Below are 18,945 nucleotides of genomic sequence, written 5' to 3' on the forward strand. Positions count from 1 at the left end.
AGGAGACGACGATGGACGCCGCAATCGCCTGGGCCGAAGCGATGAAGTTCGGGAACCGCCCGAACCCCTACCCGTATTTCGAGGAGCTGCGCAGGACACCGGTGGCCAAGGTCGCCGACAAGACCTACGTCGTCACGGGCTATCAGGAGCTGCTCGCCTTGGCCCACGACCCGCGGATCAGCTCCGACATCAGCCGCAGCCCGGCCGGCGTCGGCGGCGACAAAAGCGAACCCGAACCCGGTGGCGAGCACATGCAGGCCTACGGGCGCGAGGCCAGCATCATCGTCTCCGACCCGCCCGACCACGACCGGGCACGCCGTCAGGTGATGCGCCACTTCGGCCCGCCGCACTCCCCCGGCCTGATCCCGAGCATGGAACCGTTCGTCGTGCGGCTGGCCGGCGACCTGCTCGACAAGGTGAAAGCCCGCGGCGGCACCCGGCTGGACGTTGTCGAGGACTTCGCCTACCCCATCCCCGTGGCCGTCATCTGCAAGATCCTCGGCGTGCCGGTCGAAGACGAGCCGATGTTCCATGCGTGGATCTTCGACTTCATGATGGGCGCCGACCTGGGTCCCGAGGGCGACACCGACGAGGGGCGCGCCCTGGCTGAGAAGGGCCGCGTCGGCACCGCGGCGTTGCTGGACTATCTGGGCGCCTTGGTGAAGAGGTACGCGAAGGCCCCCGGTGACGGCCTGCTGTCCAAGCTGCTGCACGACAACGGACCCGACGGTCCCATGTCGGTCAGGGAGGCGACGTCCAACGCCATGCTCCTGCTGGTCGCGGGCCACGACTCCACGGTCAACACCATCACCAACTGCGTGATGACCCTGCTGCGCAATCCCGGCTCGTGGGATCTGGTGCGCGACCGCCCGGAGCTGATCCCGCGCACGATCGAAGAAGTGCAGCGGCTGCAGTCGGCGGTGCAATTCTTCCCGAGCCGCAGCGCCACCGCTGACATCGAGGTCGGCGGGACGGTGATCCCCGCAGGGTCGGCGGTGCACCTCATCTACGCGGCGGCCAATCGGGATCCGCGCCGGTTCGACAGTCCGGATCGCTTCGACCCGCTCCGCGAAGACAACGAGCACTTCGGTTGGGGCAGTGGCATCCACACCTGCATGGGCGGGCCGCTGGCGCGCCTGGAGGTCAACCTGGCGCTCGAGACGTTTCTACGGCGCGTCGATTCTCCGGAATTGGTGGTCGACCCGCCGCCGTATCGCCACAATCAAGTGTTCCGCGGGCCGCGTCATCTCTGGGTTGACTTCGCGGCGATCGCCGATTGAACCCTCACCGGCCGATCGTGACGCGGTCACCCACGCGGATGACGCCTTTCGCCAGAACCGCGAGATAAGCACCCGCGCACGGCTGAGCACCGTGACCGCCTGTGTCCCAGCGGTTTTCGGCTGCCGGTGTGCGGAGCGCCTGCGGCGCGCGCGGCAGTGGGCCGTGTTCGAGCGTCGGCACGACGCACCGTGATGTGGCGGTCAGGACCCGCAGCCGCGCGTCACCGACGGCGATTTCCGAGCCAACCCAATCGTTTTCGGCGTAGGGCGGGTAGCCCGGCGGCGTCGTGATCACCAGGTTGGGCCGGTACCGCAGTGCCTCGACGCCGATGTGCTCGAGCGTGGCGGTGGTGATCGCGTGCAGCGGGGCCTCGTCGGTGAACGCGTCGCCCGGGGTCGCCTTTGCGATCTCGAGAATGCGGCCGCTGACCTCGGCGTCCAAGCCCAGCTCGAGCAACTTCTCCGGGTCCGGACGCACCAGCGTGGCGCCCTCGGGGCGCTGGGCGATCAGGCGAACCGGTCGACCCATCAGCCGCGAAAGCAGGTCGTCGATGCCCGGGTCGTCGACCGTCACACTGGTGCCGTCGGGCAGCGCGATCTTCACCCGACCGGCGTCTGCATTCGCGGTGCACTTCAGCAGGCCGCGCCACAACCGGGCGTTCTTGGCACTGGCGACATGCCCGGTGGCGGCGTCGAGCAACGCCAGCCGCCGGTCGCCTTCGGCGCCGTGCTCGTCGACGAACATGCTGGGCACGGATTCTCCGAGCATCGACTTCACGGGGTAGCGGAGCAGGCTGTGCACCTGCATGTCCACCGCGGCGAAACCTGAAAAGGCCGTCGAATCCTCCATTGCCCATCCCCACTCGGCGAGAGCGCACCAGCTATCCCGCTCAGCGTATGCGGGAGGGGCGCTAAAACCGGTGGTGGGTCAGGAAGCGATCAGCCCGGGCAGTAGGTCGACTCTGCCGCGCTGACCCAGCCGGTCATGTCCGAGAACGAGAAGCCCTTCGAACTCATGCTGGAATGCAAATCGGCCGCGATCGCATCCGGTGTTTTGCCGGCCATCCGGTCGGCGCAGACTGCGTGCCCCATCGCGATCATGTCGGAGTCACTTCCCGACGACCAGGTGAATCCGAGGTTGTGCAGTTTGGCGAGGTATGCGTCGTCCGTGCTGTCGGCCGAAGCAATGGCGGTGGTTGCGGTGAGGGCAGCGCCAACCATGACGGGAATTGTCAGTTTGGCCAGCCAACGCGGTGCAAGCATTTCGTGCCCTTCTTTTCTTTGTCGGTGTCGAGGTGGGGTCAGTATATGAGTGAGCGATGCCGCGAATATTAAAACTAAGAAAATTGCTGCGGCCAGTGCGTAACCGGCGGCGGGGACCACATTTGCGGGACCTGAGCGTGAGTATCGAGCGCACAAGCACGGCTGGCACGCCTGCCCGAAAGCCGGCGCTCAGCCAGGAGCCGCGGTGACGACAATCGATTCCTGTCCGGTTTGCCAGCCGGTCACGAAGGTTGGAATGGTGACCTGTTCGTCGGGGTGATCGGCGCCCGGGTCGTTGAGATGGATGATCTCCCTATTGGTGTCGATACCGGTGACGACCAGGAAGTGATCGGCCTTGGTCCGCTGGTCGCTGGTGTTCCAGATGACGGCGGAGTTGACCCAGGCGATCACCTTGCGATTACCGGCGAGGTACCGCTTCAGTGCGGGTAGACCGGTCTGATCCGGATGCGCCACGTAGGTCATCTCCGACTTGATGCCGTAGTGGTCGAGTAGCACTACCGCATCGGCCATTTCGATGCCGCCGTCGCCGTTGGTATGGCTCGGGTCGTCGCGCGGTGCGTAGATGGGGCCCGGATTGGTCTGTGAGGGCGTCGACTCCGCCAGCTTGATCATCTGCTGTTCCGTCGGTGCCTGGCCGGTGATCTCGCCGACCACGTCGGCCACCGACATCAGCCCGCAGTTGTCCTCCAGCGACTGTGGCTGCCAAAACTTTGCGGCCGCGGCGGGATCACCGTAGGTGCCGTCTTCGATCGACGGCTGCGCGCCGGCCGGCTGCGTCGGCGTGGGATTGCTGGGGGCGCTGCTGACGATGGTCGACGACGCGTTCGCTCGCGGCGTCGAGGGCGGCGCAGGGCGGCACGACGAAACCAGGAACACACCGGCCACGCCGACGCACGCGGCGACCACCGCGGCGCGGGCCGTGGACGCCGTCGTGAAAGTGAACATGAGCGCTCGCGAAGTTCGACGAGAAAAAGCTTGGGAGCGTGCAAACGGTAACACTTCGGCGCGCCCTTATAGGCGAATAATGCCGCGCCGGTGACGCGGCGCTTACGTGCTCAATAATTCAAAGGTTTCGGCCGATATTAACCGCGAAATGACGCCTCGACATACAAAAAGCATGCGAAACAATTGCCCGTGACATCTGTCGATATTGGACGTTTTTCTGCAGGCGGCAGTGAACGCAACGCGATCACCTATCGCCCTTTCTGGCTATCAGTGTGGGAGCAGGCGTTGCTTTTGCTCGTTGAATTCGTCCTCCGTGATGATTCCCGCGTCGCGCAGGGATGCCAGCTCGCGCAACTCGGCGGCGATGCTGGTGATCGGGCCACCCGCCGGAACCTGCGGCGCCGCCGTGCCATCCTGCGTCGCCTTTTGCGTTGCGGCCCTGAGTCGTTCGGCGCGGCCCGCGACACCCGCGCCTGTCGTACCGGCCATGGCGCGCCCGGCCATGCTCGCCGCGGCCATTTCCCCGAACAGGCTTCCGGAGCTGCTGGACGAGGCCTGCGCGGCGGCGCCGACGGTGGTGGCGGGCAAGGCCAGGGCGGCGGGCCGTACCGCGGGGGCGGCCGCCGCCCAGCCCGGGGGCACCGACAAACCGCCGACCATGTTCGCCTGGCCCAGGCTCGCCGTTGCGGCCGACCCGCCCGCGAGGTTGGTGATCACGGGGAAGGGCGTGGGGGGCACGGGCGCAAACCCGGGCCAGGACTGGACCCCTGCCCAGCCGCTGACGATGTCATCGGTGTGGAAACCGGTCAGAGCGCCGGAAACGTCGTAGGGAAGCGCCGTTACGCCGGCGGCGAGCCCCGCCGCCCCGAGTTCTGGGTCGACGAACACCGCACTCAGGTCGGCGGCCAGGCCCAGCAGGTCGCGCCCACCGAAGCCAAAGTCCAGGGGGCTTGCAAGGTTGAGCAGCGCGTCGGGCGTCGCGCTGAAGGCCTGCTGGGTCGGCGAGAGGGCGCTCTGCACCTTTCCGGCCGAGGTGCCGGCGGCCTGGTTGAGGGCGGCCGCTTGCCGCACCGAGCCGCCCGAATCCGTGCTCTCTTGCGGCGCGGCGAACGGTGTCAGCCTCGCGGCCGCCGACGCCGACGCCGCGTAGCCGTACATGGCCCCGGCATCTTGGGCCCACATCTCGGAGTACTGCGCCTCGGTGGTCGCGATCGCGGGCGTGTTCTGCCCCAAGATGTTCGTCGCGATCAGGGACATCAGCAGGCTGCGGTTGGCCGCGATGACGGGCGGCGGTACCGATTCCGCGAACGCCGCCTCGTAGGCGGCGGCCGCGGCTTTGGCCTGGCCGGCGGTCTGTTCGGCCTGCGCGGCGGCGGTCCGTGTCCAGGCCACGTACTGGGCGGCCGCGGCCGACATCGCCGCCGCCGATGGCCCCAGCCAGGGCCCGCCCGTCAACGCCGTGACCTCCGCCTGATACGAGTCCGCCGCCGAATGCAACGCGACGGCCAGCGCGTCCCAGGCCATCGCGGCGGCCAGCATCGGCGCCGCCCCCGGCCCGGTATACATCCGCCCAGAGTTGACTTCCGGAGGTAGTGCTGCGAAATCCATGAGTCGTCTCCTCCGGACGGTTCAACGGTGGCAACAGTGTTAACGGATCGTTGCTGGCCGTAGTGGGATTGCCCAACGGACAGCAAACAAATCTCGATCCTTTTAAGTAGTACAGGTACCGCGATGACGGTTGACCGAGCCCTGCCCCCTAACCGCGGAGCCTTCGCGGCAGACGCTCGAGCATGGGCGGTGACCAGGACTTCTACGACGTTGGGGTGTCCCAGAGCACCGATAAGTTACCTCCGTGAGGCGGCGAAACCCGTCAACCGCACCGGACGCGCCACGCCTGAGTCGCCCGGCGCCGGCGGGGTCCGCGTCCGGCGGCCCGACCTGGCCGGTCTGCTTGGATCGATACCGTCACCGCGAGTTAGGTCGGAGTGAATGAAATTTGTGCTGGCAGCGTACGGGAGTCGGGGCGACGTCGAACCCTGCGCCGCCCTCGGCCGCGAGCTGTCGCGCCGGGGTCACGACGTGCGCATGGCGGTACCGCCCGACAGGCTCCCCTTTGTCGAATCCGTAGGTATTGAGGCCGTCGCCTACGGGTATGACACGCGAGAGCAGATAGATGCGGCCATGAATTTCGTTCGCCGCGTGCAGGATCCGATCAGCGCGCTACCGCATGTCGCCGAGCGGGTCACCGAGGTGTGGGCGGAGAAAACCGCGGCGCTGAAGACACTGGCAGAGGGTGCCGACCTGCTGGTCGCCGGCATGAACGAGCAACGTCTTGCCGCCAACGTCGCGGAGTTTTACGGCATGCCGTTCGCCGCGGTGCACTTTTTCCCCGCGCGGGCGCTGGAACTCGGCGGAGTCCAGGCGCACATAACGAACGTCGCCGACGGCGCGCAACGGGAGGCGCTTGGCTTACCCGAAGCCGCCGGATCGTCCACCCGACAAGTGTTGGAGATTCAGGCCTATGACGCGCTCGGTGTGCCCGAGCTGGCGGACGAATCGGCGGAATCAGGGCATCGACGGCCTTTCGTGGGGCCGCTGACCCTGGAAACGCCGACCGATATCGACAACGAGGTGTTGTCATGGATCGCCGAAGGACCGCCGCCCATCTACTTCGGCTTCGGCAGCACGCCGATCACATCGCCTCCCGAGACGGTCGCAGTGATCAACGGGGCCTGCGAGCAGTTAGGCGAACGGGCGTTGATTTGCAGCGGCCCAAACGATTTCACCCACGTCGCGCGGGCCGGCCATACCGAGATCGTAGATGCGGTCAACCACGCGGCGATCTTTCCGGCATGCCGCGTGATTGTGCACCATGGGGGCGCCGGTACTACCGCCGCGGCCATGCGGGCCGGCGTTCCCATGTTGGTGCTCTGGCTGTGGCTCGATCAGCCAATCTGGGCATCCGCAGTAACCCAGCTGGGAGTGGGCATCGGCAGACCCTTTTCGGAATCGACCTACGATTCACTAGTCGCGGATCTGAGCTCCCTACTCGCCGGGGACCACGTCACTCGCGCCCGCGAGGTCGCCGCCCAGATGACCAAACCCGCCGAAAGCGTCGCCAGGGCCGCCGACCTCGTGGAAGACGCTGCCCGCTCGGACTGATCGACGCGTAGGTCCGATCAGTGGTGCAAAGCGGCCGGGTCGTGTAGAAGGTTCTGGTGCAAGAACCACCCCCTGGCTCTTTCGACCCGTCCGTGCTTTACGAAGCGATGGTCAGGCGGTGGTATCGCCGTTCGTCGGCCGAAGGGCACATCAGGGTGCCGGCCGTACCGAGCCTGCTCGACGAGTACGTCCAGTTATGCGGCAACCTCTGTGCCACGCTGGGCGTCTGGCACACGCCCGAACAGTCGTCTGAGCTCAGGACCACGCTGGAGGCCGAGCTCTCGAAGGGTTTCAAGGCCTCTCCCCGTTCGGACATCGTCATCTCGTTTTACGCGCCGTTCGGGATAAGCGTGAACATCCGTGCCAAAGCCGAATGGCGGACACTCGATGCCGATTACGACGAGTGGGTGGCGGTCCGTCCGCCGCCCCTGTTCGGCACCGAGCCCGACGCGCGGGTGTTGGCTCTGGCCGCCGAAGCGGCCGACCCGACGGCTTGCCGCGTGCTCGATGTCGGAGCGGGGACCGGGCGCAACGCCCTGCCCCTGGCCCGCCGCGGCCACCCGGTGGACGCGGTCGAGATGGCGGCGAAGCTCGCCGGCGTCATGCGCTCGGAGGCAGAGAGCGAATCGCTGAGCGTGCACGTGATTCAGAGCGATGTCTTCACCGCGATGGAAACCGTCCAGGAGAAATACCAGCTGATGGTCCTCTCCGAGGTGGTGCCCGACTTCCGAACGACGCACGAGTTGCGGGGCGTCTTCGAGCTCGCCGTCGAATGCCTCGCTCCCGGCGGGCGTTTGGTGTTCAACGCCTTCTTGCCCCGCGAGGGCTACGTCCCCGACGACGCGGCGGTGCAATTCGGTCAGCAGTGCAACACCATGATCTACACGCGCGACCAGATGACGACCGCGGCGGCCGGGCTACCCCTCGAGCTGGTTGCCGACGACCCCGCCTACGAATACGAGAAGGCCCACTTGCCCGAGGGTGCCTGGCCGCCCACGGCCTGGTTCGAGGGATGGGCCACTGGCCTCGACGTGTTCGACGTCGACCGCGACCACTCGCCGATCGAGTTGCACTGGCTCGTTTACCGAAAGGTGGACTGAGTCCAGCGCGTCGAACGTGTATGTACTGCGAGAATTTGGCGGAATTTTCGCGCTGAGTGCACGTTCGGTGCGGGATTCACGCGGTCAAATCACGGGTGGCCGGCCCCTCCAGCAAGGTGCCGTCCGGTGCGAAGCGCGACCCGTGCAGCGGGCATTCCCACGCCTGGTCGGCGTCGTTCCAGTTCACGATTCCCCCCAGGTGCGGGCACACCGGCGAAACCCGATGCTCGGTGCCGTTAACACGGCAACGCGCCTCCAGGTGCCACGGCGGCCCGCTGACCAAACCGCCCTCGTCTGCCCCGGGGCTGCGGCGACCGGTGCGCAGCAGGGGGGTGACCCAGCCCTTGGCCAGGTCGAAGCCCACCTCCAGGTTGGCCTGCATTGCGGTCGGGATGCCGGACAACTCGTGCGGGCTCCAGCTGGCGAACGCGCGTGCCCAGTCCATCCGCCCACCCAGGATGCGGCTGGACAGCGCCAACGCCGCGGCGGCGCCGTTCGTCATGCCCCACTTGTTGAATCCCGTTGCCACGAAGATGGTTTCGGTCCGAGGCAGGATGGGCCCGACGTAGGGCAGCTTGTCGATGGGCGCGTAGTCCTGCGCCGACCAGAAATGCGTCTGCTCGGCACCCGGATAGTGCTTGCGGGCCCACGACGCCAGTTCCTCGAGCGCCTTCGACGGGCTCTTCTTGCGCCCCACGGTGTGGCCCGCCCCGCCCACGATCAGCCGTTCGCCATCCGCCACCGGCGCGTAGCGCACTGAGCGGGTCGGCGAGTCGGTCGAGATCATCATCGGCCGCGTGATGTTGCCGGGGACCTTGAACGCCATGCAGTAGGACCGGCTCGGCTTGACGCGCGCGAAATATCCGCCGCGATCCAGGATCGGGATGCCGGTGGCGAGGACCAGTTGCCCGGCTTGGAGCTCCACGTCGCGCTGGGTGGCGTCGTTGACGTGCACGCGCACGCGTTCGCCGCGGCTCGACACCCGCCGGACTCGCGTGTGCTCGACCAGCCGCCCGCCGCGGTCGAGCAGCTCGGTGGCCAGCGCGTCCAGGAACGGCATGGGATCGAACTGCGCCTGGTCGGGCAGCCGCACCCCGCCGTGATACGGGAACGGCACGCCGGCGTCGTCGTCCCAGACGGCGGGCAACCCCACCGCCTGGCAGGCCTTCAGCTCCAGGCGCGCGGACGGCACCCCTTTGGCGGATTGGGCATAGGTGTAGGCGTCCTCGCGCTGCACCGGTATGCCGTGCGACTCGCAGTATTCGACCACCCAGTCCTGGCCTTCGCGATTCCCGTCGACGTAGGCGCGGGCCAATTCCCTGCCATGCCTGGGCAGGATCTTCGACAAGTGGGTGCTCTGCAGCAGGCTGATCTTCGCGGTGGTGTTCCCGGTGGCGCAGGCTCCCACCGTGCGCGCTTCGAGCACCAGCACGTCCTTGCCGGCGCGGGCCAGCAGAACCGCGGTCATCAGCCCGGTGATGCCGGCGCCCACCACGATGACATCCGCCGAGCGGGAACCCTCGTCAAGCTTGCTTGCGGCCCAAGGCTGTTCGGCCCGATCGGCCAACCATAAAGACGTCACGCGTGGCCTAATACCCCGGCTGGACTCAGGGAAACACCGCCGCGGGCTGACGGACGCTGTCAGCCCCGCTTCAGCTGCGCTTTCGCCTCCTTGACTGATTCTCCCGCGGCGCGGCTGGCTTGCTTGGCCCGCTCGTAGTGCGCTTCGGCGCGTTCGAGTTCGCGCTCGGCGGTTCGCACAGCCGCGAGCGCCTCCTCACGGCGCTGCCGGGCCGCAGTGCGCTCCGCCCGGCGCTCCGAGAGCCTGGCCTCGGCGTCGGCCTGCTCGCGCTCGGCGGCTGTCACGGCCGCGGTCAGCTTCTCGAGCCGGCGCTGCACCGCCGCGGCGCGCGGGGGCTGCTTCGCCGGTTGTGGCCGCGACGGCACGGACCGCTCCTTCGCCTTCCCTGTCCGCGCAGCCGTTACGGGCGCCGCGGCGCCGAAGTCGGCGAAACCCGACCACTGCTCCGGTCTGGCCAACCGGCCGAGGCGCTCCCTCACCTCGGGGTCGGCGATGGCCGCTTGCAGCGTGCTGGTGATGTCGTCGCGCACCGCCGACGATGGGTTGCTGACGTCGGCGGCCTGCAGTGCGGCTCGAGTGAGCTCGCCGACGAGCTGGTGCTGCTCGGCGGACAAGTCCCGGATACGAGCGCCGTCCATCGCGGCGTGCGCGGCGCGTAGTCGGTCACCCAAGTCGGTCAGGCGCCGTTTGGTGTCGGCGTCGCGCACCGCGAGCCGGTTGACGATCCATGCCGCGGACGTCGGTTTGTTGGCCGCGGAAATCCGTTTGGCGCCGGCGTCGTCCCCCCGGCGCTTGGCCGCTGCGGCTAACTTGGTGCGCTGCGCCGTGAAATCCTTCGGCGGCGCCGCATACAGACTGTCGAGTTCGTCGTCGGCCATGACGCCATAATCCCCGCCGTTGCGCCGGTCGGTTTAAAAACCGCACGTCCGTGGCACCTGATGGACAACATCGTCCTGCTGGGCAGCGATTCGACCCGGCAACCAACGGAACGCAAGGATCCGACAGCTCAATGATGTCCAAGACCAGTGACCGGTCCGTCCACCGGATCCTCGCGGATCGCAAGGCCCGCCGATTGCTGATTGCCGCGCTGGTGGTCGTCGCGGTGGTGGGCGCAGTCGTCGTTGCGGCATCGCTGGACTGCTTCGGTGGTGGCTGCGGTCACCGCAGCTCCTCGTCGAAAACCTCCGGGCCGGCGCAAATCACGATCACGCCGGGGCCCGATGCGCACGACGTCGACCCGGTCGCGCACGTGATGGTCAAGGCCGACGCGGGAACGCTGACCGATGTCCGCATGGTCAACGAGAGCGGCAAGTCGGTGCAGGGCGTCACGACACCGGATAACACCGTATGGAAGCCCACCGTCCCCCTGGGCTATGGCCGCACCTACACCCTGACGGTCACCAGCCGGGGCCCCAATGGCGTTGCGTCGACGCAAGTTTCGTCCTTTTCGACGCTGAAGCCGTCCAATCAGACCAAGGTCTCGTTCACCACCACGTCGGAGGCCGCCCTGAAAGACGGCGGGACCTACGGCGTCGGAATGGTGGTCGTGGCCCACTTCGACGAGCAGATCGCCGACCGCGCCGAAGCCGAGCGGCATCTGGCGGTGACCACCGATCCCAAGGTGGAGGGGTCGTGGTTCTGGGTCGACGACCAAACCGCCCACTGGCGGCCGGAGCACTACTACGCGCCGGGCACGACCGTCACCGCCGAGGCCAAGATCTACGGAATTGGCTTGGGCGGCGGACTGTTCGGGCAGGATGACACCAAGGTGTCGTTCCGGATCGGCGACGCGCACGTCTCGATCGCCGACGACGCCACCCATCAGGTCAGCGTCTTCAACAACGGAGCCTTGGTCCGCACCATGCCCACCTCGATGGGGATGGGGGGCACTGAAGACGTCGGCGGCAAGAAGATTTCGTTGTGGACGCCGTCCGGCGTCTACACCGTGCTCGACAAAGGCAACCCGGTCGTCATGGACTCCTCGACGTTCGGGCTGCCCAAGAACTCCCGTCTGGGCTACCGCGAAACGATCAACTACGCCACCAAGATCAGCACCGACGGCATCTATCTGCATGAGCTCGACGCCACGGTGTGGGCCCAGGGGCACCAGGACACCTCGCACGGATGCCTGAACCTCAACGCGGACAACGCGAAATGGTTCTACGACTTCTCCGTGCCGGGTGATGTGGTCGAGGTCCGCAACAGCGGCGGCCCGCCGTTGACACTGGCGCAGAACGGCGATTGGACGGTCAGCTGGGACGACTGGCGCAAAGGCGGCGCGCTGAAGCCAACCTGACACCAGCGTGACTTAGCTCGTTCGTCACCGAGAGTTGTGCCCCACTTCACAGTAAACTCTTGACTCGTTCCAGATAAGTGCGTCATATTGGTGCAGTGTCCTCGACGGCCGATTACGCGGAGCGACTGCGGATGGCCGATCTCCGGGTGACCCGGCCCAGGGTCGCCGTGCTGGAGGCGGTGGACGCTCACCCGCATTCGGACACCGAGACGATCTTCTCGGCGGTGCGCGTAGGCCTGCCCGATGTTTCCCGCCAGGCCGTGTACGACGTCCTCAACGCGCTGAGCACGGTGGGTTTGGTCCGCCGGATCCAGCCTTCCGGGTCGGTCGCCCGCTATGAGTCGCGCGTCGGCGACAATCACCACCACGTCGTGTGCCGGTCTTGCGGCGTCATCGCCGACATCGACTGTGCGGTCGGCGAGGCGCCCTGCCTCACACCGTCCGACGACAACGACGTTCTGGATGGCTTCGTCTTGGACGAGGCCGAGGTCATCTATTGGGGCGTGTGCCCCGACTGTTCGACTGCAGGTTCCTAGACCGCAGCCCAATCACCCCTAAGAAAGGAATGCCGTGCCATCCGATATCTCCGAAGGTCGGCCGCCCCATGAAGACAGCAAGACGGCTAGCACCAGCGAAAGCGAAAACCCCGCAATCGCCTCCCCCAAGCCGAAATCGAATGCGCCCCTGACGAACCGGGACTGGTGGCCCGACCAGGTCGACCCGTCGATGCTGCAGCCGCACAACCCTCGGTCCAACCCGCTGGGCGACGACTTCGACTACGCCGCCGAGTTCGCCAAGCTCGACGTCAACGCGCTCAAGGCCGACGTGATCTCGTTGATGACCACCTCGCAGGACTGGTGGCCCGCCGACTACGGCCACTACGGCGGCCTGTTCATCCGGATGAGCTGGCACGCGGCCGGCACCTACCGCATCTTCGACGGCAGGGGCGGCGGCGGCCAGGGCATGCAGCGGTTCGCCCCGCTCAACAGCTGGCCGGACAACGTGAGCCTGGATAAGGCCCGCCGGCTGCTGTGGCCGGTCAAGAAGAAGTACGGCAACAAGATCTCCTGGGCGGACCTGATCATCTTCGCCGGTAACTGCGCCCTGGAATCGATGGGATTCAAGACCTTCGGCTTCGCGTTCGGCCGCGAAGACGTCTTCGAGCCCGAGGAAACCCTCTGGGGCGAGGAGGACACCTGGCTGGGCACCGACAAGCGGTACTCCGGCAAGCGCGACCTCGCCGAGCCCTACGGGGCGACGACGATGGGTCTGATCTACGTCAATCCGGAAGGGCCCGAAGGCAAGCCGGATCCCATCGCCGCGGCGATCGACATCCGCGAGACGTTCGGCCGCATGGCGATGAACGACGAGGAGACTGCCGCGCTCATCGTCGGCGGGCACAGTTTCGGCAAGACCCACGGCGCCGGCAGTGGCGATCTGGTCGGACCCGAGCCTGAGGCCGCTCCGATCGAACAGCAGGGGTTGGGCTGGAAGAGCTCGTACGGCACCGGCGTTGGCAAGGACGCCATCACCAGCGGCCTGGAGGTGGTCTGGACGCCGACCCCGACCCAATGGGACAACACCTTCCTCGAGACGCTGTACGGCTACGAGTGGGAGCTCACCAAGAGCCCCGGCGATGCCTGGCAGTTCGTCGCCAAGGACGGCGCCGGCGCCGGCACCATTCCCGACCCGTTCGGCGGCCCGGGTCGGGCGCCGACGATGCTGGTCACCGACATCTCGATGCGCGAGTCCCCGATTTATCGCGACATCACGCGGCGCTGGCTGGACCACCCCGAGGAGCTGACCGAGGCGTTCGCCAAGGCCTGGTACAAGCTGCTGCACCGCGACATGGGACCGATCAGCCGCTACCTCGGGCCGTGGATTCCCGAGCCGCAGCTCTGGCAGGACCCGGTTCCGGCCGTCGACCACGAGCTGGTCGACGAAAGGGACGTCGCGGAGCTGAAGAGCAAGGTCCTCGGGGCGGGCCTGTCGGTTCCCCAGCTGGTCAAGGCCGCCTGGTCGGCGGCCGGGAGCTACCGCAACACCGACAAGCGCGGTGGCGCCAACGGGGCGCGGCTGCGGCTGGAGCCGCAACGGAACTGGGAGTGCAACGAGCCCTCCGAGCTCGACAAGGTGTTGCCCGTGCTGGAGAAGATCCAGCGGGACTTCAACGGCTCGGCATCGGGTGGCAAGAAGATTTCGCTGGCCGACCTGATCGTGCTGGCGGGCTCCGCGGCGGTCGAGAAGGCGGCGAAGGACGCCGGCTACGAGATCTCGGTGCACTTCGCGCCGGGGCGCACCGACGCCTCCCAGGAGAACACGGATGTGGAGTCGTTCGCGGTGCTCGAACCGCGGGCCGACGGCTTCCGCAACTACATCCGGCCCGGGGAGAAGGCTCCCCTGGAGCACCTGCTGATGGAGCGGGCATACCTACTCGGTGTGACCGCCCCGGAGACGACGGTGCTCGTCGGCGGCCTGCGTGCGCTCGGCGCCAATCACGGCGGCACCAAGCACGGGGTGTTCACCGACCGGCCCGGCGCGTTGACCAACGACTTCTTCGTCAACCTGCTCGACATGGGTACCGAGTGGAAGCCGTCGGAGACCGCGGAAAACGTCTACGAGGGCCGAGACCGGGCCTCGGGCGCGATCAAGTGGACCGCGACCGCGAATGACCTTGTGTTCGGGGCGAACTCGGTGCTGCGCGGATTGGCCGAGGTCTACGCCCAGGACGACAGCCACGGAAAGTTCGTGGAGGATTTCGTCGCGGCCTGGGTCAAGGTCATGAACAACGACCGGTTCGATCTGAAGTAACACCCGGATACCAGGCGGTGCCCCGCGGGCCATGGGCTCGCGGGGCGCCGTGCCTTAGGTCAACGAGCGCGATCGTTCCCGCGACACATAACCTATGCAGACGACACGCCGCAAACTCGTTTATGTCTCGTGACGTCAACGGGCTCAGCGCGCGAAATCCCACTGGCCGAAGTCGGGCGCCAGGACCTCGTCGATGTCCACGTTGATCCCGCCAAGCAGCGGGCTGGGGTTGCTCGGGCTGTTGACCACGGACTGGTAGAGCACAGCCGCGGGTTCGCGCTGTCCATGCGACCACGACTTCGTCTGCCACGCCCAGCGGTGCCCGGGCGTGGTCGAGTTTCCAATGACGCCGTCGCGGATCGCCCAGCCGCACGCGCCGGCATGGCCGTAGATGCCGGTGCGGCCCACGCCCAGGACCGAGTTGATTCCCCGAAACCATTGCACGGCAACGCTATTCCAGACGTTGACGTCAATGTCGTCGTCGATGCTGAAAAAGATCGGGGCCGAGGCCGGACCACCGGCCGCGGCGTGCAGCCGCGAGGCGGTCTGCGCATCGGCCACGCCGCCGTCGTAGCCGCGCGTGCAGTCGGACGGGTCGGGCCACCCGGGTTTGCCGTATTGGAAGTTACTGACGATCTGGAGGCCCGCCGCGCGCAGCGAGTCCGCGTACTCGTGGGTGATGGGCTTTGCCTCGAAATTGGCCCCCGGCCGTGACTCCGACACATAATTCACCACCCCGCCATAGCCCGCCGATTTGATCTCGTCCGGGGCAATCCTGCGTTCGGCGAAATCGATCAGCCGCATGTCGGCGGCGAATGCCTTTGGATCCGCGGAGTGGGTGGCCAGCGTTCCGAGGCCGAGTAAAGCCGGCGCCGCGGCAAATTTCAGGACGTCGCGCCTCGACACCCATCGCCGCGCGCCGCGTCCGCCTGCTGCAGCCGAATCCTGCACCGCGCGATGGTAACAAACAGCGCCCGACCTGGACGAACCGCGCCGCGGGTGCACCGGCTGATCCCGGGCACGTCGACGAGGCCCTCGGCCGCCGCCCCGACCGCCCGGGCTCGCCCCGCCATGGCGTCGGCGCTCTGCTCCCGCAGCGCCCGCACCTGCTCGTCACCCGCGGCTGGGTATAGCGGCAAATACCCGTGCCTCGCCGGGGCCGGCCGAAGGGTTCAATCCCGTTCGGGGCCGAGTGGCATGATCTTTGGGTGCCGGATTTCCGTCAGACCATTTACCCGGGACCCGGTGACACCCGACCTCGTTGCGCTCGATTAGGTGATCGAACTATAGTCTGGACACATGTCCAGTTTGCTGTCACGGGGTTCGGGAGCCCGTTGACCGCGATGGATTCGGCGCCATTCCGCGGTCATTCACCAGCAAAGAAGAGTTGAGTATGCGAATTGCCCTGCTGTCCTACCGTAGTAAAACCCATTGCGGCGGACAGGGCGTCTACGTGCGCCATCTCAGCCACGGTCTGGTGGAACTGGGTCATGACGTCGAGGTGTTCTCCGGCCAGCCCTACCCCGACCTGCTCGACCCGCGGGTGCGGCTGACCAAGGTGCCGAGCCTCGACCTCTACCGCGAACCCGACCCCTTCCGGGTCCCGCGGCCCAGCGAGATTCGCGACTCGATCGACCTGTTGGAACTGCTCACCACGTGGACGGCTGGTTTTCCGGAACCGCGGACGTTCACCATGCGTGCCGCCCGGTCGCTGGCGGACCGGACGGCCGACTTCGACGTCGTCCACGACAACCAGAGCCTGGGCACCGGTCTGCTCACCATCGCGGGCGCGGGACTGCCTGTGGTGGCCACCGTGCACCATCCCATCACCCGTGACCGGGTGCTTGACCTGGCGGCCGCGCGATGGTGGCGAAAACCGTTGGTGCAGCGCTGGTATGGATTCCTGGCGATGCAGCAGCAGGTGGCGCGCCAGATCCCGGACCTGCTGACGGTTTCGTCGTCGTCGGCCGCCGACATCGTGAGCGACTTCGGGGTCTCGCCGGACCAGCTGCACGTGGTGCCGCTGGGCGTGAACACCGAACTGTTCAAGCCGGGATCCGTTCCCCGGCAACCCGGGCGGGTCATCGCGATTGCCAGTGCCGACACACCGCTGAAGGGTGTGCGCACCTTGCTGCATGCGGTCGCCCGGCTGCGTACGAGCAGGGACCTCGAGCTGCGGCTCGTCGCCAAGGTGGAACCCAACGGCCCCACCCACAAACTGATCGCCGAGCTCGGCATCTCCGACATGGTCCACATCACCAGCGGGCTTTCCGACGCCGAGCTGGCCGCGTTGTTCGCCTCGGCCGAAGTCGCCTGCATTCCCTCGCTCTACGAAGGGTTTTCGCTACCGGCGGTGGAGGCGATGGCCAGCGGCACTCCGATCGTCGCGAGTCGGGTCGGTGCGCTCCCCGAAGTCCTCGGCACCGACGGCGCGTGCGCCGAGCTGGTACCGCCCGCCGACGTCGACGCGCTCACCCGCGCACTCGGAGACCTGCTGGACTCGCCGGAGAAGCGACGGAGCCTGGGCAAGGCGGGACGAACCCGCGCAGTCAACGTGTTCAGCTGGGAAGCCGTGGCCGCCCAAACCGTGAGGGTGTATGAGCGGGCGATCGCACGCAACGCCGCCTCGGCCACTCCCAAAGGGGAAACGCAATGCTGACAGTCGATTTCGACCGGCTACGGGTGGGGCCGGCGACGAAGGTCATCGACGTCGGCTGCGGAGCCGGCCGGCATGCGTTCGAAGCGTACCGGCGCGGCGCCGACGTGGTCGCGTTCGATCGCGATGAGAGCGAATTGCGTTCGGTGGACACCATTTTGCGCGCGATGGCCGAGGGCGGTGAGGCGCCTGCCCGTGCGTCGGCGAAGGTGGTCCTGGGTGACGCCCTGAAGTTGCCGTACGCCGACGAGACATTCGACTGCGTGATCGCGTCCGAAATCCTGGAGCACATACCGCACGACGACGCCGCCATCGCCGAATTGATCAGGGTGCTCAAGGTCGGCGGCACTCTGGCGGTCAGCGTGCCACGCTGGCTTCCCGAGCGGGTGTGTTGGCTATTGTCCGACGAATACCACAGCAACGAGGGTGGCCACGTGCGCATCTACCGGGCCAGCGATTTGCGCGCCAAGATCTCGGATGGCGGAATGCAATTGACGCATTCCCACCACGCGCACGCACTGCACTCCCCCTTCTGGTGGTTGAAATGCGCTGTGGGCGTGTCGAACACCGATCACCGAGCCGTGTCGGCGTATCACCAACTCCTGGTATGGGACCTGATGCAACGGCCGAAGATCACGCAGCTGGCGGAGTCGCTGCTCAATCCGCTGGTCGGCAAGAGCGTGGCGATGTATTTCGTCAAACAACCGCCGGCCGAAAGCGAAGCGACGGTGGGATATTCAGTTGCGTCGGTCTAACCCACCATCGGTCCCGGGCGTCCTTACCCCCGAGCAATGCCGTCAAACCGCGCGTTCAATCGCGGCCATGCAGGAGCCTACCGGGGCCATCCCCTGGTCTGAGGGGGGCCACACCGATCCATGGGATCACGTGGAGTGCGCGATGGCGCTCACCGCCGCCGGACTGCTGGAACCGGCGCGCGCCGCGTTCGAATGGAGCCGCCGCACGCAGCGGCCGGACGGCTCCTGGCCCATCCAGCTCCGCGCGGGCGTCGTCGAAGATGCCAACAGCGACAGCAACTTCTGCGCCTACATCGCCACCGGCGTCTGGCATCACGTGCTCGTCACCGGCGACCGGCGCTTCGCCGCTCAGATGTGGCCGGTCGTGCACAAGGCGATCGACTTCGTCATCGACTTGCAGGTCGGCTATGGCGAGATCTGTTGGGCCCGCGGTGAAGCCGGTCCTTTGGAGGAAGCGCTGCTGACCGGTTGCGCGAGCGTGTTTCACAGCATGCGGTGCGCCTTGGCGCTGGCGGCCCTGGTCGGCGAGCCTCAGCCGGAGTGGGAACTGGCGCTGGGCCGACTCGGGCACGCGATAGCCGCGCACCCCGAGGCCTTCACCGAAAAGGACCGCTACTCGATGGACTGGTACTACCCCATTCTTGGTAGCGCGCTGCGGGGGCCAGCGGCGTCCGCGCGAATTCAGCAGCGTTGGGACGACTTCGTGGTCGGCGGACTGGGCATCCGCTGTGTGGTGGACCGGCCCTGGGTAACCGGCGCCGAGACATGCGAGCTGGTGATGGCGCTGGACGCCATCGGTCAGCGGTCCGCCGCCCATCGACAGTTCGGCGCCATGCAGCATCTCCGCGAGGAGGACGGCTCTTACTGGACGGGTTTGGTGTTCGCGGACGGGAAACGCTGGCCCGAGGAGCGCACCACCTGGACGGGAGCGGCGATGATCCTCGCCGCGGACGCGCTGTCGAACACCACTGCGGGCGCCGGGATTTTCCGTGCCGAGGGATTGCCGATGGGTCTGCAGAACGACTTCGACTGCGAATGCGTCGCTACAGGATCCGGCTGGTGACGTGAGTCCGG

At 67.1% G+C, this 18,945-nt stretch carries 16 protein-coding genes; 9 read left to right on the forward strand and 7 right to left on the reverse strand.

Features of this window, described 5'->3' with window-relative positions:
• Positions 1 to 11: 11 nt before the first annotated feature.
• Positions 12 to 1,280 carry a cytochrome P450 gene (locus tag A5758_RS19910; protein WP_067743476.1) on the forward strand — a complete coding sequence of 423 codons (1,269 nt, stop codon included), beginning with the start codon at positions 12 to 14 and terminating at the stop codon, positions 1,278 to 1,280.
• A gap of 4 nt (positions 1,281 to 1,284) precedes the next feature.
• Here A5758_RS19910 and A5758_RS19915 read toward each other — a convergent pair whose 3' ends face one another.
• The 4 genes from A5758_RS19915 to A5758_RS19930 all read right to left on the reverse strand — a co-directional run bounded on the left by A5758_RS19915 (position 1,285) and on the right by A5758_RS19930 (position 5,117).
• Complete coding sequence (locus A5758_RS19915; RefSeq protein WP_067743478.1) at positions 1,285 to 2,130, reverse strand: MOSC domain-containing protein; 846 nt, start codon at positions 2,128 to 2,130, stop codon at positions 1,285 to 1,287.
• Positions 2,131 to 2,219: 89 nt separating this feature from the next.
• Positions 2,220 to 2,501: a DUF732 domain-containing protein gene (locus tag A5758_RS19920; protein ID WP_231987364.1), complete on the reverse strand. Its 282-nt coding sequence runs from the start codon at positions 2,499 to 2,501 to the stop codon at positions 2,220 to 2,222.
• Positions 2,502 to 2,732: 231 nt separating this feature from the next.
• Positions 2,733 to 3,509, reverse strand: a complete 777-nt coding sequence (locus A5758_RS19925; RefSeq protein ID WP_067743480.1) for a C39 family peptidase — start codon at positions 3,507 to 3,509, stop codon at positions 2,733 to 2,735.
• Positions 3,510 to 3,776: 267 nt separating this feature from the next.
• The gene (locus A5758_RS19930) at positions 3,777 to 5,117 is read right to left on the reverse strand and encodes a PPE domain-containing protein (RefSeq protein WP_067743483.1); all 1,341 of its coding nucleotides are present in this window, start codon (positions 5,115 to 5,117) and stop codon (positions 3,777 to 3,779) included.
• A 381-nt stretch (positions 5,118 to 5,498) separates the two neighbouring features.
• On the opposite strand from A5758_RS19930, the gene A5758_RS19935 reads away from it, so the two are divergent.
• Together A5758_RS19935 and A5758_RS19940 are read left to right on the forward strand one after the other, a co-directional pair.
• Positions 5,499 to 6,671, forward strand: coding sequence for a glycosyltransferase (locus A5758_RS19935; protein WP_067743487.1), 1,173 nt, complete (start codon positions 5,499 to 5,501; stop codon positions 6,669 to 6,671).
• 56 nt (positions 6,672 to 6,727) lie between these two features.
• Positions 6,728 to 7,771: a bifunctional 2-polyprenyl-6-hydroxyphenol methylase/3-demethylubiquinol 3-O-methyltransferase UbiG gene (locus tag A5758_RS19940; protein ID WP_067743500.1), complete on the forward strand. Its 1,044-nt coding sequence runs from the start codon at positions 6,728 to 6,730 to the stop codon at positions 7,769 to 7,771.
• Positions 7,772 to 7,847: 76 nt separating this feature from the next.
• On the opposite strand, the gene A5758_RS19945 is transcribed toward A5758_RS19940, so the two are convergent.
• Both A5758_RS19945 and A5758_RS19950 read right to left on the reverse strand, forming a co-directional pair.
• Positions 7,848 to 9,353 (reverse strand): FAD-dependent oxidoreductase, encoded by a 1,506-nt coding sequence (locus tag A5758_RS19945; protein WP_067743502.1) that lies wholly within the window; start codon positions 9,351 to 9,353, stop codon positions 7,848 to 7,850.
• A gap of 59 nt (positions 9,354 to 9,412) precedes the next feature.
• The gene (locus A5758_RS19950) at positions 9,413 to 10,231 is read right to left on the reverse strand and encodes a hypothetical protein (RefSeq protein ID WP_067743505.1); all 819 of its coding nucleotides are present in this window, start codon (positions 10,229 to 10,231) and stop codon (positions 9,413 to 9,415) included.
• Between the two features lie 131 nt (positions 10,232 to 10,362).
• Between A5758_RS19950 and A5758_RS19955 the strand changes: the two genes are divergently transcribed.
• The 3 genes from A5758_RS19955 (at position 10,363) to katG (ending at position 14,460) form a co-directional block, all read left to right on the forward strand.
• On the forward strand, positions 10,363 to 11,649 hold the full coding sequence (locus tag A5758_RS19955; protein ID WP_067743508.1) for an Ig-like domain-containing protein: 1,287 nt from the start codon (positions 10,363 to 10,365) through the stop codon (positions 11,647 to 11,649).
• Positions 11,650 to 11,744: 95 nt separating this feature from the next.
• Entirely contained in the window at positions 11,745 to 12,185 is a 441-nt protein-coding gene (locus tag A5758_RS19960) for a Fur family transcriptional regulator (RefSeq protein WP_067206463.1), read from the forward strand.
• Positions 12,186 to 12,219: 34 nt separating this feature from the next.
• Complete coding sequence (katG, locus tag A5758_RS19965; RefSeq protein ID WP_067743510.1) at positions 12,220 to 14,460, forward strand: catalase/peroxidase HPI; 2,241 nt, start codon at positions 12,220 to 12,222, stop codon at positions 14,458 to 14,460.
• Positions 14,461 to 14,604: 144 nt separating this feature from the next.
• On the opposite strand, the gene A5758_RS19970 is transcribed toward katG, so the two are convergent.
• Positions 14,605 to 15,411, reverse strand: coding sequence for a DUF1906 domain-containing protein (locus A5758_RS19970; protein ID WP_067743514.1), 807 nt, complete (start codon positions 15,409 to 15,411; stop codon positions 14,605 to 14,607).
• A gap of 442 nt (positions 15,412 to 15,853) precedes the next feature.
• Here A5758_RS19970 and A5758_RS19975 point away from each other — a divergent pair, with 442 nt between their 5' ends.
• The 3 genes from A5758_RS19975 to A5758_RS19985 are packed head-to-tail and all read left to right on the forward strand — an operon-like array spanning position 15,854 to position 18,934.
• Positions 15,854 to 17,119, forward strand: a complete 1,266-nt coding sequence (locus tag A5758_RS19975; RefSeq protein ID WP_067743517.1) for a glycosyltransferase family 4 protein — start codon at positions 15,854 to 15,856, stop codon at positions 17,117 to 17,119.
• Complete coding sequence (locus A5758_RS19980) at positions 17,113 to 17,871, forward strand: class I SAM-dependent methyltransferase (protein WP_067743520.1); 759 nt, start codon at positions 17,113 to 17,115, stop codon at positions 17,869 to 17,871. Before A5758_RS19975 ends, A5758_RS19980 begins: the two co-directional genes overlap by 7 nt.
• Positions 17,858 to 18,934, forward strand: coding sequence for a prenyltransferase (locus tag A5758_RS19985; RefSeq protein ID WP_067743523.1), 1,077 nt, complete (start codon positions 17,858 to 17,860; stop codon positions 18,932 to 18,934). The genes A5758_RS19980 and A5758_RS19985 overlap by 14 nt, the downstream gene beginning before the upstream one ends.
• The last annotated feature ends 11 nt before the right edge of the window (positions 18,935 to 18,945 follow it).

The sequence above is a fragment of the Mycobacterium sp. 852014-50255_SCH5639931 genome, assembly GCF_001665605.1.
GTDB classification, from domain to species: Bacteria; Actinomycetota; Actinomycetes; order Mycobacteriales; family Mycobacteriaceae; genus Mycobacterium; species Mycobacterium paraffinicum.